The 22,638-nt window shown below is 69.6% G+C and carries 17 protein-coding genes; 6 read left to right on the top strand and 11 right to left on the bottom strand.

Going from position 1 to position 22,638, the window contains the following annotated elements; genetic code table 11:
* Positions 1-41 precede the first annotated feature (41 nt).
* The 5 genes from DEJ27_RS18120 to DEJ27_RS10800 all read right to left on the bottom strand — a co-directional run bounded on the left by DEJ27_RS18120 (position 42) and on the right by DEJ27_RS10800 (position 6,400).
* Positions 42-500: a prepilin-type N-terminal cleavage/methylation domain-containing protein gene (locus DEJ27_RS18120; protein ID WP_309146760.1), complete on the bottom strand. Its 459-nt coding sequence runs from the start codon at positions 498-500 to the stop codon at positions 42-44.
* Positions 501-683: 183 nt separating this feature from the next.
* Positions 684-1,907, bottom strand: a complete 1,224-nt coding sequence (locus DEJ27_RS10815; protein WP_110863226.1) for a type II secretion system F family protein — start codon at positions 1,905-1,907, stop codon at positions 684-686.
* Entirely contained in the window at positions 1,907-3,505 is a 1,599-nt protein-coding gene (locus DEJ27_RS10810; RefSeq protein ID WP_309147036.1) for a type IV pilus twitching motility protein PilT, read from the bottom strand. Before DEJ27_RS10810 ends, DEJ27_RS10815 begins: the two co-directional genes overlap by 1 nt.
* A gap of 20 nt (positions 3,506-3,525) precedes the next feature.
* Complete coding sequence (locus DEJ27_RS10805) at positions 3,526-5,193, bottom strand: GspE/PulE family protein (RefSeq protein WP_110859486.1); 1,668 nt, start codon at positions 5,191-5,193, stop codon at positions 3,526-3,528.
* A gap of 178 nt (positions 5,194-5,371) precedes the next feature.
* Positions 5,372-6,400 (bottom strand): GNAT family N-acetyltransferase, encoded by a 1,029-nt coding sequence (locus DEJ27_RS10800; protein ID WP_110859485.1) that lies wholly within the window; start codon positions 6,398-6,400, stop codon positions 5,372-5,374.
* 85 nt (positions 6,401-6,485) lie between these two features.
* Here DEJ27_RS10800 and DEJ27_RS10795 point away from each other — a divergent pair, with 85 nt between their 5' ends.
* Positions 6,486-6,881: a VOC family protein gene (locus DEJ27_RS10795; RefSeq protein ID WP_017885546.1), complete on the top strand. Its 396-nt coding sequence runs from the start codon at positions 6,486-6,488 to the stop codon at positions 6,879-6,881.
* Between the two features lie 129 nt (positions 6,882-7,010).
* On the opposite strand, the gene rpoC is transcribed toward DEJ27_RS10795, so the two are convergent.
* From rpoC to DEJ27_RS10765, 6 genes are all read right to left on the bottom strand, one after another.
* Positions 7,011-10,892 (bottom strand): DNA-directed RNA polymerase subunit beta', encoded by a 3,882-nt coding sequence (gene rpoC, locus DEJ27_RS10790; RefSeq protein ID WP_110859484.1) that lies wholly within the window; start codon positions 10,890-10,892, stop codon positions 7,011-7,013.
* A 44-nt stretch (positions 10,893-10,936) separates the two neighbouring features.
* Positions 10,937-14,425 (bottom strand): DNA-directed RNA polymerase subunit beta, encoded by a 3,489-nt coding sequence (gene rpoB, locus DEJ27_RS10785; protein ID WP_110859483.1) that lies wholly within the window; start codon positions 14,423-14,425, stop codon positions 10,937-10,939.
* Between the two features lie 451 nt (positions 14,426-14,876).
* Positions 14,877-15,512: a hypothetical protein gene (locus DEJ27_RS10780; protein ID WP_111090909.1), complete on the bottom strand. Its 636-nt coding sequence runs from the start codon at positions 15,510-15,512 to the stop codon at positions 14,877-14,879.
* 332 nt (positions 15,513-15,844) lie between these two features.
* The gene (locus DEJ27_RS10775; RefSeq protein WP_111090908.1) at positions 15,845-16,504 is read right to left on the bottom strand and encodes a response regulator transcription factor; all 660 of its coding nucleotides are present in this window, start codon (positions 16,502-16,504) and stop codon (positions 15,845-15,847) included.
* On the bottom strand, positions 16,501-17,715 hold the full coding sequence (locus DEJ27_RS10770; protein WP_110859480.1) for a sensor histidine kinase: 1,215 nt from the start codon (positions 17,713-17,715) through the stop codon (positions 16,501-16,503). The genes DEJ27_RS10775 and DEJ27_RS10770 overlap by 4 nt, the downstream gene beginning before the upstream one ends.
* Complete coding sequence (locus DEJ27_RS10765; RefSeq protein ID WP_110859479.1) at positions 17,712-18,248, bottom strand: hypothetical protein; 537 nt, start codon at positions 18,246-18,248, stop codon at positions 17,712-17,714. The genes DEJ27_RS10770 and DEJ27_RS10765 overlap by 4 nt, the downstream gene beginning before the upstream one ends.
* A 130-nt stretch (positions 18,249-18,378) precedes the next feature.
* Between DEJ27_RS10765 and DEJ27_RS10760 the strand changes: the two genes are divergently transcribed.
* The 5 genes from DEJ27_RS10760 (at position 18,379) to DEJ27_RS10740 (ending at position 22,249) form a co-directional block, all read left to right on the top strand.
* On the top strand, positions 18,379-19,221 hold the full coding sequence (locus DEJ27_RS10760; protein WP_110859478.1) for a spermidine synthase: 843 nt from the start codon (positions 18,379-18,381) through the stop codon (positions 19,219-19,221).
* Between the two features lie 109 nt (positions 19,222-19,330).
* Entirely contained in the window at positions 19,331-20,047 is a 717-nt protein-coding gene (locus DEJ27_RS10755) for a DUF308 domain-containing protein (protein WP_146238508.1), read from the top strand.
* Positions 20,048-20,187: 140 nt separating this feature from the next.
* Positions 20,188-21,018 (top strand): hypothetical protein, encoded by an 831-nt coding sequence (locus DEJ27_RS10750; protein WP_110859476.1) that lies wholly within the window; start codon positions 20,188-20,190, stop codon positions 21,016-21,018.
* Entirely contained in the window at positions 21,015-21,506 is a 492-nt protein-coding gene (locus tag DEJ27_RS10745; protein WP_110859475.1) for a SprT-like domain-containing protein, read from the top strand. Before DEJ27_RS10750 ends, DEJ27_RS10745 begins: the two co-directional genes overlap by 4 nt.
* 47 nt (positions 21,507-21,553) lie before the next feature.
* Positions 21,554-22,249 carry a CGNR zinc finger domain-containing protein gene (locus tag DEJ27_RS10740; protein WP_110859474.1) on the top strand — a complete coding sequence of 232 codons (696 nt, stop codon included), beginning with the start codon at positions 21,554-21,556 and terminating at the stop codon, positions 22,247-22,249.
* Positions 22,250-22,638: the final 389 nt, after the last annotated feature.

Raw genomic sequence — 22,638 nt, 5'->3', positions numbered from 1 at the left:
AGGGCGACCTGCCAACCGACAGGTCGCCCTCCTGGTGCGGACTACGCCGCGCCGCAGGCCTTCTCGACGACCGAGGTCGACTCGGTGATGCGGAAGGTCTTGCCCGTGGCCGACGTCTCCTGGATGCAGAACGTCGTGGCGCCGCTCACGGGGGTGGCGCCGTACTTCAGGTCCTTGGTGTTGTCGCTGACCGTCAGCCCGTACTTGCCGAGCTCGGTGGTGTCGGCGACCAGCTTCTGTCCGGTGGTGCTGCCGTCCGGGAGCTTGCCGCTTTCCGTCTGGTAGGCGATGACCGCGGTCTTCGCGTTCGCGAGGTCGCTCTTGACGGCCGAGTCCTTCGCGTTGTTCTGCACGTTCAGGTACACCGGGATGGCGATGGCGGCGAGGATGCCGATGATGATGACGACGACGAGGAGCTCGATGAGCGTGAAGCCCTTCTCCTTGTCCTCGAGGAGACCCTTGCGGCGAGCGTCGAGCTTGCCCATGAGAGCGAAGTACATGGTGGTTCCGTTCTTGGGGGAATGCGATGGGAGAATGTGCCGGGGAGTGCTCCGCCGCCGCTGACAAGAGTATTCAGCGGCGATTCGAGGCGGAATCCCGAGAACGGGGGGTCCGAGCCCTCGGAATTGCCCCCAGTAACGGGGGCGTCCCCTCGCGTTCCACCCCCGCACGAGGGGCGGCCCTTACTTCACCAACGACGTGATCTGGAAGATCGGCAGGTAGAGCGCGATGATCATGCCACCCACGACGACGCCCAGGAACGCAATGAGGAGCGGCTCGATCAGGGCAGTCAGCGACTCGGTCGTCGACTCGACTTCGGAGTCGTAGAAGACCGCTATCTTCTCGAGCATGATCTCCAGCGAACCGGCGTCCTCGCCGACGGCGACCATTTGCGAGACCATTGCCGGGAAAATGCTTTCCCGGGCCAACGGCGCGGCAATTGATTCGCCTTTTCGGACGTCTTCCGCAACGCGCTCGAGTGCTTTCTGGACCACGAAGTTGTTCGATACCTGGCCGACGATGGACAAGGCCTGCAGGATGGGGACGCCAGCGCCGATCATGTTCGAGAAGTTCCGCGCGAACCGCGCGATGACGATCTTGCGGGTCAGTCCCCCGAACACCGGCAGGCGGAGCATGATCGGGTCGCGGAAGCTCCGGAAGCGATCCGTGTTCTTGTTCGCCCGGAACCACAGCCAGCCGACGATCACGGCGACAGCGAGGACCGGTGCGAGCCAGCGCATCGCGTGCGACAGGGTCACCAGGACCTGCGTCGGCAACGGCAGCTGACCGCCGAGCGACGAGAACATGTCCTGGAAGATCGGGACGATGAAGATGAGCATGATCACGACGGCGGCGAGTGACATGCACAGCACGACCACCGGGTAGGTCATCGCCGACTTGATCGTCGAGCGGAGCTTGTGCTCCTTCTCGAAGTTCGTCGCGATGGAGTCCATGGCCTGGTCGAGGAACCCGCCGGTCTCCCCCGCACGGATCATGTTGATCATGATCGGCGGGAAGTCGACCGGGTACTTCGCGACGGCGTCGGAGAACGAGACGCCGCGCTCCACGTCGTCGCGGACCTTGCCGAGGATGTCCTTGAGCTTCTTGTTCTCGGTCTGGTCGGACAGGATCGTGAGGGCCCGCAGGAGCGAGAGCCCCGAGGTGAGCATCGTCGAGGCCTGCCGCGACATGATCGCGAGGTCCTTGAGCCCGACGCCCTTCTCGAACCCGGGGATCTTGATCTCGGTCTGCAGCCCGGTGCCGGCCTTCGCCTCGGTGATCGCGATCGGGGAGACGCCCATCCCCCGGAGACGCTGGACGACGGCCCCTTCGGACGCGGCGTCGAGGCGGCCCTTCACGAGCTTGCCGGCGCCGTCACGCCCGCGGTAGTCGAACGCGAGTGACATCAGTAACCTCCGGAGAACTTGTCGCCGAAGTCGATGCCGCTGGCGGCGATCGCGGCGGCCGAGGAGTCGGACGGGGACTCGACGCGCTGGACGAGCCGGTCGAAGCCCTCTTCGTCGTGCACCTTCTCCATCGCGGCCTTGCGCGAGATGGTGCCGACGTTGACCAGTTCGGCGAGGTTCTGGTCCATGGTGTGCATGCCGAGGTCACGGCCGGCCTGCATGGCAGAGGTGATCTGGTACGTCTTGCCCTCGCGGATGAGGTTGCCGATGGCCGGGGTGATCGTCATGATCTCGGTGGCGACGACCCGGCCGACGCCGTTGGCCTTCGGGACGAGGGTCTGGCAGACGACACCCTGCAGGGTGGCCGCGAGCTGGGTGCGGATCTGCCCCTGCTGGTGCGGCGGGAAGACGTCGATGACGCGGTCGATCGTGCCGGGTGCGCTCTGCGTGTGCAGGGTGGCGAACACCAGGTGGCCGGTCTCGGCAGCGGTGAGCGCGACGGAGATGGTCTCGAGGTCGCGGAGCTCACCGATCAGGATGACGTCGGGGTCCTGCCGCAGCACGTGCTTGAGCGCGGAGGCGAAAGAGCGGGTGTCGGCGCCGACCTCGCGCTGGTTGATGATCGACCGCTTGTGGTCGTGCATGAACTCGATCGGGTCCTCGACCGTCACGATGTGGTCAGCACGGCTCTCGTTGACCAGGTCGATGAGCGCGGCGAGCGTGGTCGACTTGCCCGAGCCGGTCGGGCCGGTGACGAGGACCAGGCCACGGGGCAGGCCGGCGAAGTCACCGACGTGCGCGGGGATGCCGAGCTGCTTGAGCGTCTTGATCCTGGTGGGGATGATGCGGAACGCCGCACCCCAGTTGCCGCGCTGCTGGTAGTAGTTCACACGGAAGCGGTACTCCGGCGACAGCGAGTACGCGAAGTCGAGCTCCTGGTCGTGGTCGAACTGCCCGGCCTGTTCGACGGACAGCAGCGTCTTGAGTGCCGCGATGACCTTGCCACGCGACCACGCGCCTCCGGGCACGGCCGGCCGGAGCGAGCCGTCAACGCGGACGGTGGGCGGGGCGTCGGCCGTGACGTGCAGGTCGGAGGCCCCCTGGTAGACGACCTGCGCCAGTGCCGTGATGAGGTCGGGGTCGGCGACCTCACGCGCGTGCCGGGCGAAGTCGATGTCACCAGCCGACGCAGCGGCGGGGGCGGGAACCGGAGCCGGTGCCACCGGTGCGGCGTGGTGGGCGCCGCTGTACGACATGGCCGGCAGCTGCTGGGTCGTCGGCTCGGCGTACCCGTAGGTGGCGGTCGACGACGGCACCGCGGCGGGCGGCGTCGCAGGAGCGGTGGCGGACTGCGCCACGGGCGCGGCGACCGGACCACCCACGGACCCGGTGACCGGGCTGGCCACGGGCGTGCCGGTGGGCGCGGGCCACTGCGCCGAGTCGTCCGTCAGGTCGTAGACCTGCTCGGGCGGGGCGGCAGCGGCCGCGGCCAGACGCGCGGCACGGCGGGAGCCGACCTCGGCGCCGGGGGTGCCGGGGTGCCATCCGGCGACGGGTTCGTCGCCGGGCATGGTGATGTCGTACACGGAGTCGGTCATCTGCTCGTCCTGTTCCCCGGTCACGCGACGACGCGCAGGATCTCGTCAACGCTCGTCATGCCGAGCTTGACCTTCTCGAAGCCGTCCTGGCGGAGCGTGAGCATGCCCTGCTGCTGGGCGACGCGACTGATCTCCGCGCTCGAGGCGCGACCGACGGCGAGCCGCTCGATCTCCTCGGTCACGGTCATGACCTCATGCAGCGCGATGCGCCCGCGGTACCCCGTGTTGGAGCACACCGCGCAGCCGACCGGGGCGAAGAACGCGGGCATCTCGTCGCCGGGGGCCAGGAACCCGAGCGCCTGGAGCTGCTCGATCTCGTACACGGCTGGCGCCTTGCACCGGTCGCACAGCCGGCGTGCGAGTCGCTGGGCGACGACGGAGTCGAGGGCGGATCCGACCAGGAACGGCTCGATGTCCATCTCGGTCAGGCGGGTCACGGCCGACGGCGCGTCGTTGGTGTGCAGGGTCGAGAGCACGAGGTGCCCGGTGAGCGACGCCTCGATCGCGATCTGGGCGGTCTCGTGGTCGCGGATCTCGCCGAGCAGCACGACGTCGGGGTCGGACCGGAGGATCGAGCGGAGCGCGGACGCGAACGTCAGGCCGGCCTTCGGGTTGACCTGCACCTGGTTGATGCCGGCCATCCGGTACTCGACCGGGTCCTCCACCGTGATGACGTTGATCTCGGGCTTCGCCACGGCGTTGAGGGTCGTGTACAGCGTCGTCGACTTGCCCGAACCGGTAGGACCGGTGACCAGGATCATGCCGTACGGCTTCGAGTAGGACCGCTGGTACGCCTGGAAGTTCTGCTCGAGGAGGTTGAGGTCCTTGAGGGTCAGCGAGGTGTTCGTGTTGTCGAGGATCCGCATGACGACCTTCTCGCCCCACACGGTGGGCAGCGTCGCGACGCGGAGGTCGATCTGCCGGCCGCCGTGCCGCACCGACATGCGGCCGTCCTGCGGCTTGCGACGTTCGGCGATGTCGATGTCGCTCATGATCTTCAGACGGCTGATCACACCGTTCTGGATGTTCTTCGGCGCCGGCGCCATCTCGTGCAGCACGCCGTCGATGCGGTACCGGATCCGGACCTCGTGCTCGCCCGGCTCGATGTGGATGTCGGATGCGTGGTCCTGGATGGCCTGCGACACGAGCAGGTTCACGAAGCGGACGATCGGGACGTCGTCGAGGGCACCGTCGGCGATGTCGACCTGCGCATTCGAGGTCGTCGACGCTTCTTCTTCCAGCGACGACGTGAGGTCGTTCAGTTCGTCGTCGGCGCGCAGGTACCGGTCGAGGGCAGCGACGAGGTCGCGCTCCTCGACCTGCAGCGGCTTGATCGTGCGGCCCGAGGCGGTGCGGGCGTCGTCGATCGCGAGCACGTTCGTGGGGTTCACCATCGCGAGGATGAGGAGGTCGCCCTCGAACCCGACACCGAGCACGCCGTGGCGACGGCAGAGTGCGGCCGGCAGGATCGACACGGCGGTGCCGTCGACCGGGTAGTCGCTGAGCGGCACGGTGCGCGAGTTGTTCGACGCGGCCCGCGCCGTGATGAACTGGGCCTCGCTCACGACGCCCTGGTCGACCAGGCCCCGGATCGCGCGCTCGTCGAGGTCCTCGTCGCCCGTCATCGCATCGAGGTGCTCGATCGGAAGCGCGCCGTTCAGGATGAGGATCTCGGACAGGGTCGCCATGAGTCCCGTGCCTCCTTGGACTCGCGCACGGCGAGACGTCGTCGGGTGATGCACCACCAGGGATGTGGCGCCCGACCACGCTACTTCTGGCGCCCTCGCCGACCGCAGTCCCAGAAAGAGGGGGCGGAGGGGGTCTGGCTGCACCCAGAACTGGGGTCCACGACCCGTTCGGCCCCGGTCAGAGGGACAACGCGGCCGTGACGTGGACCTCGCCCCGGGCGAATCCAAGGCGCTCGTAGATCCGGGCCGCGCCGCTCGGGTTCTCGGTGTCGACGTCCAGCACCGCAGCCGACAGCCCGTCCGCTCGCATCGCCGCGAGTGCAGCGCCGAGCACGAGCGGCGCCAAGCCGCGACCACGCGCCGAACGGACGACCCCCACCCAGTGCACGGAGCCGAACGCCCGTCCGCGTGCGGCGAACCCGTCCGGATCGACCTCGACGACGGCGAACGCGAGCACGTTGCCCAGGGGATCGAGCACGAGTCGGGACAGGTCGAGCCGACTCTTCGGTGCGGTGAGGAAGCCCCGCCAGTCGGACGCGACCATCGGCTGCGAGCCCCAGTGGTCGCGGAAGGCGTCGTTCTTGGCGGCTCGCATCGGCTCGATGTCGTCCGGGGCCGCTCGACGGAGGACCAGATCATCAGGGAACGCGGGCATCGGGAGGTCGTCGACGGCATGGTCGGCGAAGACGAGCTCCATCTCGACCCAGTGCCGGACCGACCGGAACCCGAGCCGCTCGGCGAGGGCGAGGACGGGAGCACCGGAGCGGCCTCCGACGTCGAGGGTCGCGGGAAGGTCGATGTCGAGCGCGGCGAGCCGTTGCCGCGCTCGACCGACCTGCCAGGCGAGGAGCCGGCGCCCGACACCACGGCTCCGGTACCGGGGGTGGACGGCACCGCCGAGCACCGCCCGTGCCGCGGTGACCCGCGAAGGGACGTCGATGACGATGCCGTAGGCCTGCACACGTCCATCAGCATCGACGCCGACGACCGTGTACTGATCGACGATGAGGCCTTCGGTGGACAACGAGCGGTCGAGGTCCGCTGTGGAGGGACGGGCAGGAGGATCGTCGAGTGCGGCGGCAGCGACTGCGACCGCGTGCATGCCCACCAGGTCGTCACGCGACCCCGGGCGGAAGACGACGCCGCTCACGGGTGACGGCAGCTCGAGCTGGGTCGGGGCGGGGATCCGTTCGCGCAGCGTTGCCATCACCCCACCCTGCCATGCGGGTCGGACAGCGCGGCACCGCGGAATCCCTCTCGACGCACACCCCCACCCGGGCACATGATGAGTCATGGACATCACGAGCGTGACCGTGGGGTTGCCCGTCACCGACATCGAGGCGTCCTGCCTCTGGTACGGCGCGGTCTTCGAGCGCACCGAGCCGGACCTCGAGCCCGAGGACGGCGTCGCCGAGTACGAGGTCGGCGGCATCTGGATCCAGCTCTACGTCGACGAACAGGCCGAGGAGAACCCGGTCAGCGTCCGCTTCGGCGTCGACGACGTCGCCGCGCAGCACGCACGCATCGGCGCGCTCGGCATCGACATCGGCCCCGTCGAGTGCGTCGACGGGGCGGTCGACTGGTTCGACGTCCGCGACCCCGACGGCAACGTGCTGAGCCTGTTCTCGCTGGTCGACGAGACCGGTCGCGGTTCCGGCCGCGACAACGGCGCGGGCCGCGCGCTCTAGCCGCGACCCCACGGCGGACGGGAGGCCCGTGGCGGCCCCGCACCGCGCCTCCAGGCCGTCACCTGGTGACGACACGACGAAGGCCCCGCCTCCTTGCGGAGACGGGGCCTTCATGGAATCACATCAGGCTCAGTTGTACGTGCCCGGCGTGAAGTCGTCCGACGAGAAGCTGTCGAAGTCGACGAAGCTCAGGTCGGCGTCCGAGAACGACGAGTCGTCGGCGAAGATGCGGTTGGGGTACCGCTCCGCCTTCGCCTCTTCGGTCGCGTTCACGTCCACGTCACGGTACCGGCTGAGGCCCGTCCCGGCGGGGATGAGCTTACCGATGATGACGTTCTCCTTGAGGCCGACGAGGTGGTCCTGCTTGCCCTCCATGGCCGCCTGCGTGAGCACGCGGGTGGTCTCCTGGAAGGAAGCGGCGGACAGCCACGACTCGGTCGCGAGGGACGCCTTCGTGATGCCCATGACCTCCTGGCGAGCCGAGGCGGTCTTGCGACCCTCCTGCAGCGCCGCACGGTTCAGCGCGTTGTAGCGCGACCGGTCGACGAGCTCACCCGGCAGCAGGTCGGTGTCGCCGTGGTCGACGACGGTGACCTTGCGGAGCATCTGGCGGACGATGACCTCGATGTGCTTGTCGTGGATCGGCACACCCTGCGAGCCGTAGACGTCCTGCACACCGTTGACCAGGTGCTTCTGGACCTCTCGGACACCCTTGACCCGGAGGACTTCCTTCGGGTCGACGGTGCCGGCGATGAACTGCTCGCCGAGCTCGACGTGCTGGTTGTCCTCGATGAGGAGCGTCGCACGCTTGAGCACCGGGTAGATGAACGGCTCGTCGCCGTTGTCCGGCGTGAGGATGATCCGACGACCCTTGTCCGTGTCCTCGACCACGACGCGGCCGGGGGCCTCGGCGATCGGGGACGCGCCCTTGGGGGTACGCGCCTCGAAGAGCTCCGTGACACGCGGCAGACCCTGGGTGATGTCGTCGGCCGAGGCCGAACCACCCGTGTGGAAGGTACGCATCGTCAGCTGGGTACCGGGCTCACCGATGGACTGGGCGGCGATGATGCCGACCGCCTCGCCGATGTCGACGAGGTTGCCCGTGGCGAGCGAACGGCCGTAGCACTTCGCGCAGACACCGACGGCGGACTCGCAGGTCAGGACCGAGCGCACCTTGATGCTCTCGACACCGGCCGCGAGAAGCTTGTCGATCAGCACGTCACCGACGTCCTCACCGGCCTCTGCCACGACCGTGCCCTGTGCGTCCACGGCCTCGGTGGCCAGGGTGCGGGAGTACACGGTGTTCTCGACGCGCGGGTCGCGGACGAGCTTGCCGTCGGCGTCCACGGTCGCGATCGGCAGCTCGAGGCCACGCGTCGTGCCGCAGTCGTCCTCGCGGATGATGACGTCCTGCGACACGTCCACGAGACGACGGGTGAGGTACCCGGAGTCCGCGGTACGGAGCGCGGTGTCGGCAAGACCCTTACGAGCACCGTGGGTGGCGATGAAGTACTCCGCCACGGTCAGGCCCTCGCGGTACGAGTTGATGATCGGGCGGGCGATGATCTCGCCCTTCGGGTTGTTCACCAGACCACGCATACCGGCGATGTTGCGGACCTGGAGCCAGTTACCACGAGCACCGGACGACACCATGCGGTTGATGGTGTTGTCGACCGGGAAGTTGTCGCGCATCTCCTGCGCGATCTCGTTCGTGGCCTCGGTCCAGATCTTGATCAGGTCGGCGCGACGCTCGGAGTCGGTGATCAGACCCTTGTCGAACTCGCCCTGCACCTTGGCGGCCTGGATCTCGTAGCCCGCGATGATCTCCTTCTTGCGAGGAGGCGTCACGACGTCCGACAGGGCGACGGTCACACCGGAGCGGGTGCCCCAGTAGAAGCCGGCGTCCTTGATCCGGTCCAGCGCAGCGGCCGTCTCGGTCTTGGAGTAGCGCTCGGCGAGGTCGTTGACGATCGCGGAGAGCACGCCCTTGTCCGTGACCTTCTGGACGAACGGGTAGTTCGCCGGCAGGGTCTCGTTGAAGAGCGCACGGCCCAGGGTCGTCTCGAGCAGCACGGTGTCGCCCTGCTCGTAGCCCTCGGGTGCTTCACCCTCGGCGAAGTGGACACCCGTCATGCGGATCTTCACCATCGCGTTGAGGTGCAGCGTGTGCTGGTCGTTCGCCAGGATCGCCTCGGCCACCGACGAGAACGCACGGCCCTCGCCCACGGCGCCCTCGCGGACGGTCGTGAGGTGGTGCAGACCGATGATCATGTCCTGTGCGGGCAGGGTCACCGGGCGGCCGTCGGACGGCTTCAGGATGTTGTTCGAAGCGAGCATCAGGATGCGGGCCTCGGCCTGGGCCTCGACCGACAGCGGCAGGTGCACGGCCATCTGGTCGCCGTCGAAGTCCGCGTTGAACGCAGCACACACGAGCGGGTGGAGCTGGATGGCCTTGCCCTCGACGAGCTGCGGCTCGAACGCCTGGATGCCCAGACGGTGCAGCGTCGGCGCACGGTTCAGCAGGACGGGGCGCTCGCGGATGATCTCCTCGAGCACGTCCCACACCTGCGGACGCGAACGCTCGACCATGCGCTTGGCCGACTTGATGTTCTGCGCGTGCGACAGGTCGATGAGGCGCTTGATGACGAACGGCTTGAAGAGCTCCAGCGCCATCTGCTTGGGCAGACCGCACTGGTGCAGCTTCAGCTGCGGGCCGACGATGATGACCGAACGGCCCGAGTAGTCGACACGCTTGCCGAGCAGGTTCTGGCGGAAACGACCCTGCTTGCCCTTGAGCATGTCGCTCAGGGACTTCAGCGCGCGGTTGCCGGTACCCGTGACCGGACGTCCACGACGACCGTTGTCGAACAGCGCGTCGACCGCTTCCTGCAGCATGCGCTTCTCGTTGTTCACGATGATCTCGGGGGCACCGAGGTCGAGCAGGCGGCGGAGACGGTTGTTGCGGTTGATCACACGACGGTAGAGGTCGTTGAGGTCCGACGTGGCGAAACGGCCACCGTCGAGCTGCACCATCGGGCGCAGCTCCGGCGGGATGACCGGCACGACGCCGAGCACCATCGCGGCCGGCGAGTTGCCGGTGGCGAGGAAGGAGCTGACGACGCGCAGACGCTTGATCGCGCGGATCTTCTTCTGGCCCTTGCCCTCGGCGATCTGCAGACGCAGTGCCTCGGCCTCGGCGGCCAGGTCGAACGCCTCGAGCCGGAGCTTGATCGCCTCGGCGCCCATGTAGGCGTCGAAGTAGATCCCGAACCGGTCCTGGAGCTCGTGGAAGACGGCGTCCTCGGGCTTGAGGTCGCCCACCTTGAGGTTGCGGAAGTCCTCCCACACACGCTCGAGACGGGTGATGTCCTCGTCGAACGACTTGCGGACCTGGGACATCTCCTTCTCGGCGGTGTCCTTGGTGCGGCGCTTGACGTCGGCCTTCGCACCCTCTTCCTCAAGGGCTGCGAGGTCGTCCTCGAGCTTCTTGAGGCGGTCGGCGATGATCGAGTCGCGCTGGCCCTCGAGGGTCTTGATCTCGAGACGCATCTCGTTCTCGAGACCCGGCATGTCCGCGTGACGGCCCTCTTCATCGATGTCGATGATCATGTACGCCGCGAAGTAGATGACCTTCTCGAGGTCCTTCGGCGCCATGTCGAGGAGGTACCCGAGGCGCGACGGGACGCCCTTGAAGTACCAGATGTGCGTGACGGGGGCAGCGAGCTCGATGTGGCCCATGCGCTCACGACGGACCGAGGACTTGGTGACCTCGACGCCGCAGCGCTCGCAGACGATGCCCTTGAACCGGACACGCTTGTACTTGCCGCAGGCGCACTCCCAGTCGCGGGAAGGACCGAAGATCTGCTCGCCGAACAGACCGTCCTTCTCGGGCTTCAGGGTGCGGTAGTTGATGGTCTCCGGCTTCTTGACCTCGCCGTACGACCACTGACGGATGTCCTCGGCGGTCGCGAGGCCGATCCGAATGGCGTCAAAGGAAGTTGCTTCGAGCAATGTTCTTCTCTCTTGCTGATTCAGGCTTCGATGTACGGGCGGGATCAGATGTCGTCGACAGAGGACGACTCGAACCGCGAGGAGATGTTGATGCCCAGCTCCTCCGCAGCGCGGAAGACCTCGTCATCGTTGTCGCGCAGGCTGACCGCCTGGCCGTCGGCCGAGAGGACCTCGACGTTCAGGCAGAGCGACTGCATCTCCTTCATGAGGACCTTGAAGGACTCGGGGATGCCGGGTTCCTGGATGTTCTCGCCCTTGACGATCGCCTCGTAGACCTTCACGCGGCCGAGGATGTCGTCGGACTTGATCGTCAGGAGCTCCTGGAGGGCGTAGGCGGCGCCGTACGCTTCGAGCGCCCACACCTCCATCTCACCGAATCGCTGTCCACCGAACTGCGCCTTACCACCCAGCGGCTGCTGCGTGATCATCGAGTACGGACCGGTCGAACGCGCGTGGATCTTGTCGTCGACCAGGTGGTGCAGCTTGAGGATGTACATGTAGCCGACCGAGACGGGCTCCGGGAACGGCTCGCCGGAGCGGCCGTCGAAGAGCTGCGCCTTGCCGGACGAGCCGATCAGGCGCTCGCCATCGCGGTTCGGGAGGGTCGAGTCGAGGAGGCCCTCGATCTCACGCTCGTACGCACCGTCGAACACCGGGGTGGCGACCTTGGTGCCGGGCTCGGCGCTGTGCGCTGCCTCCGGCAGGTTCTCGGCCCAGTCCTGGATGCCCTCGACGTTCCAGCCCTGCTTGGCGAGCCACCCGAGGTGGATCTCGAGCACCTGGCCGAAGTTCATGCGGCCGGGGACGCCGAGCGGGTTGAGGACGATGTCGACGGGGGTGCCGTCGGCGAGGAACGGCATGTCCTCGACCGGGAGGATGGTCGAGATGACGCCCTTGTTGCCGTGACGACCGGCGAGCTTGTCACCCGCGGTGATCTTGCGCTTCTGGGCGATGTAGACGACCACGCGCTGGTTGACGCCCGAGCCGAGCTCGTCGTCGCCGTCCTGCGCGTCGAACACCTTGACGCCGATGATCGTGCCCTCTTCACCGTGGGGCACCTTGAGCGAGGTGTCGCGGACTTCGCGCGACTTCTCGTTGAAGATGGCACGGAGCAGACGCTCCTCGGCACTCAGCTCGGTCTCGCCCTTCGGCGTGACCTTGCCGACGAGGATGTCGCCGGGGCGGACCTCGGCACCGATGCGGATGATGCCACGCTCGTCGAGGTCGGCCAGCAGGTCCGGGCTGACGTTGGGGAGGTCACGGGTGATCTCCTCCTTGCCGAGCTTGGTGTCGCGGGCGTCGACCTCGTACTCCTCGATGTGGATCGAGGAGAGCGTGTCGTCCTTGATGAGGTTCTGCGACAGGATCATCGCGTCCTCGTAGTTGTAGCCCTCCCACGGCATGAACGCGACGAGGAGGTTCTTGCCGAGCGCGAGCTCGCCGTTCTCCGTCGCGGGACCGTCGGCGATGACCTCGCCCTGCTCCACGCGCTCGCCTGCGGAGACGATGACGCGGTGGTTGTAGCTCGTGCCCTGGTTGGAGCGGTCGAACTTGCGCAGGTAGTAGGTCTGCGTGCCGCCCTCGTCGAGCTGCAGGGTGACGGCGTCGGCCGAGACCTCGGAGACGACACCGGCCTTGTCGGCGGTGACGACGTCGCCGGCGTCGATGGCCGTGTAGCCCTCCATGCCGGTGCCGACGAGCGGCGACTCGGAACGGAGCAGCGGGACGGCCTGACGCTGCATGTTCGCACCCATGAGGGCGCGGTTCGCGTCGTCGTGCTCGAGGAACGGGATGAGCGACGTCGCGACCGACACCATCTGGCGCGGGGAGACGTCCATGTAGTCGACCTCGTCCTTGGCGACGAGTTCGACCTCGCCACCCTTCTTGCGGACGAGCACCTTGTCGTCGGCGAAGTGGAAGTCGTTCGTCAGCGGGGCGTTGGCCTGCGCGACGACGAAGTCGTCCTCTTCCGAAGCGGTGAGGTAGTCGATGGTCTTCGTGACCTCGCCGTTGACGACGCGACGGTACGGGGTCTCGATGAAGCCGAAGGAGTTGATCCGACCGAACGACGCGAGCGAACCGATCAGGCCGATGTTCGGGCCTTCCGGGGTCTCGATCGGGCACATGCGGCCGTAGTGCGACGGGTGGACGTCACGGACCTCGACGCCGGCACGTTCACGGGACAGACCACCCGGGCCGAGGGCCGAGAGACGACGCTTGTGCGTCAGGCCCGCGAGCGGGTTGTTCTGGTCCATGAACTGCGACAGCTGGGACGTTCCGAAGAACTCCTTGATCGCGGCGACGACCGGACGCACGTTGATGAGCGTCTGGGGCGTGATCGCCTCGATGTCCTGCGTGGTCATGCGCTCGCGGACGACGCGCTCCATGCGGGACAGACCCGTGCGGACCTGGTTCTGGATGAGCTCGCCGACGGCGCGGATGCGACGGTTGCCGAAGTGGTCGATGTCGTCCACGTCGAGGCGCAGCTGCACCGGCTCGCCGTCACGGACGCCGTCGATCGTGGTGCGCTCAGCGTGCAGCGACACCAGGTACTTGATCGTCGCGACGATGTCCTTGACGGTGAGCACCGAGTCGGACAGCGGGGCGTCCATGCCGAGCTTGCGGTTGACCTTGTAGCGGCCGACCTTCGCCAGGTCGTAGCGCTTCGGGTTGAAGTAGAAGTTGTCGAGGAGCGCACGCGCGGCCTCGGCAGCGACCTGCTCGCCCGGACGGAGCTTGCGGTAGATGTCCTTGAGCGCCTCTTCCTTCGTGAGGACGGCGTCCTTCTCGAGGGTCGACTCGATCGACGCGAAGCCCTGGAACTCGTCCATGATCTCCTCGCTCGTCAGGCCGAGGGCCTTGAGGAAGACGGTCACGGACTGCTTGCGCTTGCGGTCGATGCGCACGCCCACCTGGTCGCGCTTGTCGATCTCGAACTCGAGCCAGGCACCACGCGACGGGATGATCCGCGCCGAGTAGATGTCCTTGTCGGAGGTCTTCTCCTGCTGGCGCTCGAAGTACACGCCGGGCGAACGGACGAGCTGCGACACGACGACGCGCTCGGTGCCGTTGATGATGAACGTGCCGCGTTCGGTCATGAGCGGGAAGTCGCCCATGAAGACCGTCTGCGTCTTGATCTCACCCGTCATGTGGTTCATGAACTCGGCGTTGACGTACAACGGAGCGGCGTAGGTCTTGCCGCGCTCCTTGCAGTCGTCAATCGAGTACTTCGGGTCTTCGAGCTCCGGCGCGGTGAACGAGAGCTGCATGGTCTCGCCGAGGTCCTCGATCGGGGAGATCTCCTCGAAGATCTCCTCGAGCCCCGAGTGCAGCGCGAGGTCGGTACGACCCTGCTCCTGCCCTTCGGCGAGGCGGGCCTTCCAGACGTCGTTGCCGACGAGCCAGTCGAAGCTCTCCGTCTGGAGTGCGAGCAGATCAGGAACCGTGAGGGTGTCCGTGATCTTGGCGAACGAGAGTCGCGAGTGGTTGCGACCGTTCTTGGGGTTGGTGGATGCGTTGGGCGCAGCAGCCAAGGGTGTGACCTCCGGTAGGCCCCGTCGGGCCGACACTGACGAGCAGTGTGTAGGTGAGTGGATTGATCGCTCGGCGAACCCTGAGATGCAAGCCCTGCGACCACGCCGACGCGTGCCTGACGCGGAACGTCGGTGCACGTGTGGGATGATCTCCGTGAGCGGTACCCGCCGCCATATACGGGTCCGGCTGCACCAGGGCGAGATGAGTCTGTACATCTCAGAACTCGGTGGTTCTGAAGACTCTGCGTCGACCGCAATATGACGACACGGATGCCAGGGAGCGCGAACTGTCATCATAGTTCGCTCCGTGGCGCGCTGTCCAGTCCCGGCTTGACCGGATTCGGCAGTGGCGTGTATAAGCCGCCACACGCCGCTTCCATTCCCAGCTCAGCCGGGTCCCTGCTCAGCCGGGTCCCTGCTCAGCCGGGTTCCTGCTCAGCCGGGTCCCTGCTCAGCCCAGACGCTCGCGCTCGACGCGATCCGCGCCTCCCGGGCCGCCCGGCAGTCCGGCCAGCGCACGGAACGCGTCCTCCGGGCGACGCGTGCGGACGAACGTGACCCGGCCTCGGTCGTCCGTGAGCTCGATCCCGAGCCCCGGGGTGAGGATGAGCGCACGCACGCCGCGACGGATCCGCAGGCCGACGCCACCGTAGGTGGCCGCGTCCGCCTCGACCAGGCGGACGTCGGTGATCCGCCGGCGCGGGATGCGCCGCGGCGGGAGCGGACGGAAGTGCAGGGTCACGTGCCGCTCGGTGACGGTGAACCCGGCACGGGCGAGCAGGAGCAGCGACCCGAGGGCGACGGCGAGCAGGGCCGGCACCAGCAGGGCGACCTCCGGCGCGTCCCCCGGCCAGCCGAGCACGGCGGCGGACAGGCCGGCGCCGCCGACGAGCAGCGCCGTGCCGACGACCCGCATCCAGGTGGGTGCCGTCTCGCGGTCGGCGTGGAACGGCAAGGAGGAACGGGACGGCCGGGAAGCGCGGGACGGCCGGGAGGCCCGGATCACCCGGGTCGGTCGGGTGCCGGCCCGGCGGGCGTCCGGGGTGGTGGAACGAGCGGTGGGCACGCTCATGGTGTCGGCGGTCATGACGGAGGTCTCCTGCGGCGGATCAGCAGTGGTGCACTCGTCATCGGGTGCGGTGCGTTCGACGGCCAGCGCGCGCGGGTGGCCGGAGGGGTGACGCGCAGCAGCACGCCGACGACGCGCACGCTCGAGCGGTGGGGGCGCTCACGGGCACGTCGTGGTCACGGTGTCCGGGCGGACGCGTGGTGTGTGGGGCACACACGCATCGACGCTCTGGCGTCGTGACGACAGGCGCCAACGGTACGCAACGAGTCTTGGTGTCCGCTGGTTGTCCATGTGTACGCATTCACGTGTCCGCAGTGCGTCACCCGGGAACGACGGTGTGCTGCTGACGGTCAGCGCAGGACGCGGGCGACGGCCTCGGCGCGGGTCCGGACCCCGAGCTTCGCGAACACCTGGTTCACGTACGACTTCACGGTCGGCACCGTCAGGAACAGCTCGGCGGCGATCTGGGGGTTCGTCCGGCCGTCCGCGATGCGCTCGAGGACGTCCACTTCGCGCGGGGTGAGGTCCGGGAACCGGGCACCGAGCGACGGACCGGCATCGTGGAACGCAGGCGCAGCGGCAGCGGCACCAGCGGCGAGGCGCGCCACCAGCCGCGCCCCCACGGTCGCGTCGAAGGTCGACTGCCCGGCGGCCACCGCGCGCACCGCGGTCGCGATCTCCGCCCGCCCGGCGTCCTTCGTCAGGTAGCCGCGTGCTCCCGCCCGCAGCGCGGTGACGATGGAGTCGTCGTCGGCGTAGGTCGTCAGCACCAGGACCGCCACCCCGGGGTGCTCGGCGACGATCCGCTCGGTGGCGGTCGGCCCGTCGACCCCCGGCATCCGCAGGTCCATCAGGACGACGTCGGGTACGTGCCGGTCGACGGCGGCGATCGCCTCGGCACCGTCCGTCGCCTGCCCGACGACCTGCAGGTCGGGCACGAGTGACAGCACCGTGACCAGGCCGTCGCGGACGATGGCCTGGTCGTCGACCACGAGCACCCGGATCGTCACGAGCGGTCGTCCTCGGCGACGACCGCAGCGTCCGCGGTCTCCGCATCGACCGAACCGTCGACGGGCAGGTGCATGGCGACGACGAACTCGTCGTCGGAACGCTCGGCCTCCACCGTGGCCTCGCTGCCGAGTTCCGCGAACCGCTCGCGCATCCCGAGCACCCCCTGTCCACCGCTCGGCAGCGGGTTGGCCACGACGACGTCCACGGCCTCGCCGTCCCGGATCACGGACAGGGACACGGGGCGGCCGGGAGCGTGCCTGCGGGCGTTGCTGAGGGCCTCCCGGACGACCTGGACCACGGCGGCCCGGTGGTCGTCATCGAGGACCGCCAGGGTCGCGTCGCCCTGCACGACGACCTCGCCGCCGAACGAGCGGTGCGCGTCGAGCAGGGCCGTCAGGCCCGACGCGTGGTCGGCGGACGGACTGGAGGCACGGGTCCGCTCCGGCTGGTCGGGCTGCGGTTGGTCACGGAGCGCGTGCACCGCACGCCGCGCCTCGGCCAGGCCGTCCGCGGCCAGCGCGCGGGCCTCGCCGGCTCGGCGGGTGGCCTCGTCGACGCGGCCGGCCTCGAGCAGGGCCTCGACCGCGTCGAGCTGCAGCACCAGGCCGCCGAGCGAGTGGGCGAGGACGTCGTGGATGTCCCGGGACGCCCGCGACCGGTCGGCGAGGAGCCGTGCGCGCTGCTGCTGCCGCTCGGTCTCGCGAGCCTGCGCCGTCGTGATCCGGACCTGCCGACGACCGAAGCCGACGAGCACGCCGAGCAGCAGCCCGCCGCTCACCCCGAGGACGAACTGCACCGACGTCTGCTCGAGCGTCGCGGTGACGGCGACCACCACGACGGCGGCGAGCGCGGCGACCGCAGCCGTCCAGACCGGCAGGCGGAGGTCGGCGGCGAGGACGACGAGCCCGACGATCACCGGGACGACCAGGAGCGAGTCGGTCGGCACCACGGTGCAGGATCCGGCGGCGATCATCACGCCGGCTGCGGCGACGAGCACACGGGGCGTGCGTGCCCCTTCGCGGACGGCCCAGGCGGCGAGCGCCACGGCCCCGAGGACCCAGACCCACGCGGGGTGGTGGAGCAGGAGGCCGTTCCGCACGAACCAGAAGGCGACCACGGCGATCCCGACGGCGTTGAGCCCCCAGGAGACGACCGAGCGGGACCGGACCCCGGCGGGATCGGTCCGGTCCGGGTCGGTCGGCAGGCTCACCGCACCATCATGCCGCGGCCGGCGCCCTGGCGACGGTCGCCGCCGGTGTCCGCGCCTCCCCGGGGGATGCGCTGGTCGACGACCAGGGCGCGGGCGGCGCGGTTCAGGGCGAGCACGAGCAGGACCGTGCCGGTCGAGGTGAGCAAGTGCGCACCGAGGTGGCCGCCGAGCACGTCGAGCCCGATGCGGGCGGCGATGAGGACGATCCAGAGGCCGGCGCCGAGCCAGCCCGTGCGGGACTGCAGGGTGCGCCCCTCGTCGTCCGGCGTCGTGACGGTGCGGAACCGGGTCATGGCCCCCATCGCGAGGCCGACGCCGACGGTGAGCAGGGCCTCGAGGCCGAGGAACACGACGTCGGTGGTGGTGACGGTCGTCGTGGTCTGTGCGAGGACGACCGCGCCGACGACCGCCATGACGAGGGGGCCCCGCCAGATCCGCGCCGGGTCGAGGGACCGCCAGGTCGCCTGTCGGTACGCCAGGAAGCCGACGAGGGCGAGGCCGATGAGCACGTTCGCGAGGAGTTGGACCGACATGGTGTGCCTTTCGAGGTGGTCCGGCGGCGTTCCGCGACCGGTGAGATCAGCCTCGTTCCGGGCGCTCCGCTGGCACACCAACCACGGGTGGGGGCGCGGGTGGTGATCGCGGTGGTGTTCCATTGACGGCATGGCTGATGCGTTCGACGGGTTCCGGATCGGTGCGGGGTACTCGGTGGTGGAGCCGGACCGGCACCGACCGGGGTCCTTCACCCTGGTGGTGGACGGCACACCGCAGTCGCACGTGGACCTCGAGGACCCGACGCACCTGGCGTTCGAGTACATCCGGCGGATCGGGCACGCGATCGACCTGCTGCCGGACGGCCCGATCACGGCACTGCACCTGGGCGCCGGCGCCCTCACCCTGCCCCGGTACGTCGCGGTGACCCGCCCGGGTTCGCGGCAGCAGGTGATCGAGCTCGAGCGCGACCTGGTCGAGCACGTGCGCGAGGCCCTGCCGTTCCCCCGCGGCGCGTCGATCCGGGTGCGGTACGGCGACGCCCGGGAGGTCCTCGGCAAGCTGCCCGCCGGACTTCGCGGCACCGTGGACCTGGCGGTGGTGGACGTCTTCGGCGGTTCGCAGATCCCCGCCCACGTGACGAGCGTCGAGTTCTACCGCGAGGTCGCCGCGTTCCTGTCGCCGACGGGCATCGTCGCGGTGAACGTGGCCGACGGCGCCGGGTTGGCCTTCGCCCGCGGGCAGGCGTCGACGCTGCAGTCGGTGCTGCCGTCGGTCGCCGCGGTCGCGGACACCGGCATGCTCAAGGGCCGGCGGTTCGGCAACATCGTGCTGCTCGGGTCGCCGACCGACCTGCCGGCGGCGGACATGCCCAGGCGGTACTCGTCCGACCCGATGCCGGCCAAGGTCGTGCACGGTGCGGAGCTCCGGTCGTTCATCGCCGGGGCGCCGATCGTCACCGACCAGACGGCGGTCGCGTCGCCCGAGCCGAACCGGAGCGTGTTCGGGGGCTGACGCCCGCCCGAGGGCGTCGCCGGGGACGGACTTCGGGCACTCGGCGGGTCCGGCTGTCAGGATGGTCTGAACGACCGCGCAGGTGCGCGACCGAGCGATGGGAACCCTGATGACGAACGACGACCGGAACGACCAGGACCGGACGGGCGACGGCCAGGCGCCGCGCTGGGGCGACGCCCCGCAGCAGCAGCCCGACGCCGGTGCCCCGCGGTACGGCGAGCGGGTGGACCCGGCGCCGACCTCGACCCCGCAGTACGGCGAGCAGTACGGGCAGGGCCAGCAGCAGTACGGCCAGCCGTCGAGCACGCCGAGCTGGAACGACCAGCAGCGCCACGACCAGGGCCAGCACCACGACCAGCAGCCGTACGCCGCCGCGCCCGCGCACTCCGGTGCCCCGGCCTGGCAGAGCCACGACGAGCCGAAGCCCAAGAAGAAGACCCTCGGTGTGGTGGCGTTCGTCCTCGGACTCGCCGCGCTCGTCATCGGGGTCATCGGCGGGTACGTGATGGGATCGGCGCTCGCCAACAGCGACGCGATCAACAACCTCGTGCCGAGCAGTGGTGCCACCCCTGACCAGCAGGAGCTGCAGCGTCAGCTCATGAACGACCCGGCCGTCATCTCGCAGATCGGTGTCGGTGCGGTGATCGCCGGCGTCGCAGCGATCCTCGGGCTCTGGGCGCTCGTGCAGGGCATCATCGCCGCGGTGACCAAGCGTGGTCGCGGCTGGGGCATCTTCGCGATCATCCTGGCCGTCGTCGCCACGATCGCGACGCTCGTCACCTACGTCGGCGTGGCCGCTGCCGCCGCGGTGGGCGCCAACTCCTGATCGACCACTCCGAACGGCCCGTCGCGCTCCGGCACGGCGGGCCGTTCGTCGTCCCGGGGGCAGGCGCGGACGGCGGCACCCGCGCAACCTGAGCGCGTCGCACCGACCGCTCCCGGGAGACCGCGGCTACCCTCGAACCGATGTCCCTCCCGCCCGACGACCGCCAGCAGCCCGACCCGTCCGACCGTTCCCGTGAACCGCGCCACGCGGCTCCCGTGACGGCCGGAGTCAGCCCGGGCAGCACCTTCGCGCCCATCAGCCTGCGACCCGCGGTCGACGTCGACGCCGTGCACCAGCGGCTCCGTGACCTCGGCCAGAGCCGCAGCACCGACGCCCTCGCCGAACGGGCCGAGCTCCTCCGCCTGCTCGGTCGTCTGGACGAGTCGCTCGTCATCGCCGAAGAGGTGTTCCGCCTGGCGATGTTCACCGGGGAGCGCCAGGACAAGGTCGCTGCGCGGATCCGCCGTGCGCACGTCCTGCACGACCTCGGGCGGCACGACCGCGCCGCCGCCGAGGCCGCCATGGCCCGCGACACCGCCGCGACCGAAGAGTGGCCGGAACTCGAGGGCGCCGCGGCCGAGATCGAGGGCTGGTCGCTGTTCGAGAACGACCGCTTCGACGAGGCCCGCGCCGCACTCTCGCGGGCGTACCAGGCCTTCCGGCAGGCGGGGGCGCCGTCCGAGCGCACCGACGCCTTGCGCACCGCGGTCGAGGCCGCCATGCGGGCATCGATCACGAACCCGGCGGAACCGTCCGACCGGCCCCGGACGGCCCGCGAAGTCGCCGCCCGCCGCGCCGAGGACGACGAACCCACCACCCGTGTCGCCGAGCCGGTGAAGCAGGTCCCGCCGATCCGCCGCCGCGTGCTCGGTGCACCCGACGCCGCCCGGACCGAGGCCGACGACATCTGGGGCCGGATCGCGGCCCGGGCAGCGAAGAAGGGCCAGGCCGACCCGCGCGCCGAGCAGTGACGGCGCTCGAGACCGTCCGTGTCCGCGCGGAGGCGCTCATCGCCGAACACCTCGGCGCCGGGACCTGGGCGTTCGGGTTCGACCACGCCAAGACCCGCGCCGGCCAGTGCGACTTCGCGCGGAAGCGGATCACGGTGAGCCGCCACCTGGCCACCCGGTTCTCCGACGACGACGTCGAACAGGTCCTGCTGCACGAGGTCGCGCACGCACTCGCCGGCGCCCGGGCGGCACACGGACCGAAGTGGAAGCGCACCGCCGCGTCGATCGGGTACACCGGCTCCCGGCTGCACGACGGGCCGATCGCCAGCGAGCTCGCCCCCTGGATCGGCACCTGCCCCGCGGGGCACGAGCACTTCCGGTACCGCACGCCCACCCGTCCCCTGGCCTGCGCCCGCTGTTCCCGGCGGTTCGATGCCCGGAACGTCATCACGTGGCGGCGCCGGACCGCGGACGACGACGCGGCCACGATGGCGTCGACTACCGCATGAGGGGCCCGACGCACGGAGGCGCGCCGGTAACCCGTTAGCCTGGGCGGATGCACACGGGGCAGCACATCCGCACGGACGCCGGTTCCTCCTGGTTCTTCGACGCCGGACGGATCGCTCTCGACTTCGCGCACACGGGTGGCTTCGCCGACGACCCCGCCGGACGCCGACCGCGGTCGCAGCTCGGGGAACTGCTCGCGAGTCCGGCCGACCTGGACGAGTGGCTCAGCGAGCACACCGAGCCGATCGACGTCGGTGCCAGTGCCCGCGAGCTGCAGGACGCCCGTGCCCTGCGTGCCGCGATCGCCCGGCTCGCCGTGGCCGCCGCCCCCGCGCCGGCGAGCACCGCCGCGGAACGCACCGCCGTGGCGGCGGGCCTGCGTGCCGGAGCCGGCCGCACGCGCCCCGCGCCCGACGACATCGACACCGTCAACCTGTTCGCCGCCCTGCCGGACGTGCCCCCGAGCCTCCCGGGTGGCCGACGCCGCGCCGGAGCGAACCGGGTCCGCCTGGCGCAGGCCCTGTCGAGCGTCGCGCGCGACGCCGTCGCGCTCTTCACCGAGGTCGGCTTCGACGACGTCGAGGCCGACGGCCGGCCGACGCGGCTGAGCCGGTGCTCGGCCGAGGACTGCGGCCTCGTGTTCTACGACTCGTCGCGCGGTGGGACCCGGCGCTGGTGCTCGATGCAGCGGTGCGGCAACCGGGCGAAGGTCCGGGCGCACCGCGCCCGCCGCGCCGCGGAGTGAGCACGACCTGAGCACTGGGCGACCACGTCCGTCGCGTGATCCGGACGGTGTGGGGTCCGGGGGCGGTCGCGACACCCCGCTCACCTTCGCCGAGCGGTCACCAACCGTCGCCCGACGGCGTCGCAACCGTCAGGTTGCGACCATCCGACGCGTAGCAAGCGACGAGTCGCGACCACCCGACCGCACAGGAGGCGCGTGGAGGCGCCGCCACGGGCCTCCCGTCCGCCTTCCGCGAGCGGTCAGGACACCCCGCTCACCTTCGCCGAGCGGTCACCAACCGTCCGCCAACGGCCTCGCAACCGACGGGCCGTGACCACCCGACACACGCACGCACGCGTGTCGACCGCCCAGCACCACGACACGACGAAGATAAAGATTCGGTCCGCCAA

Source organism: Curtobacterium sp. MCPF17_018 (assembly GCF_003234135.1).
In the GTDB taxonomy this organism is placed as follows: Bacteria; Actinomycetota; Actinomycetes; order Actinomycetales; family Microbacteriaceae; genus Curtobacterium; species Curtobacterium flaccumfaciens.
Note: the sequence above shows the minus strand (reverse complement) of the source record. Positions and strands in the feature narration are given on the sequence as shown.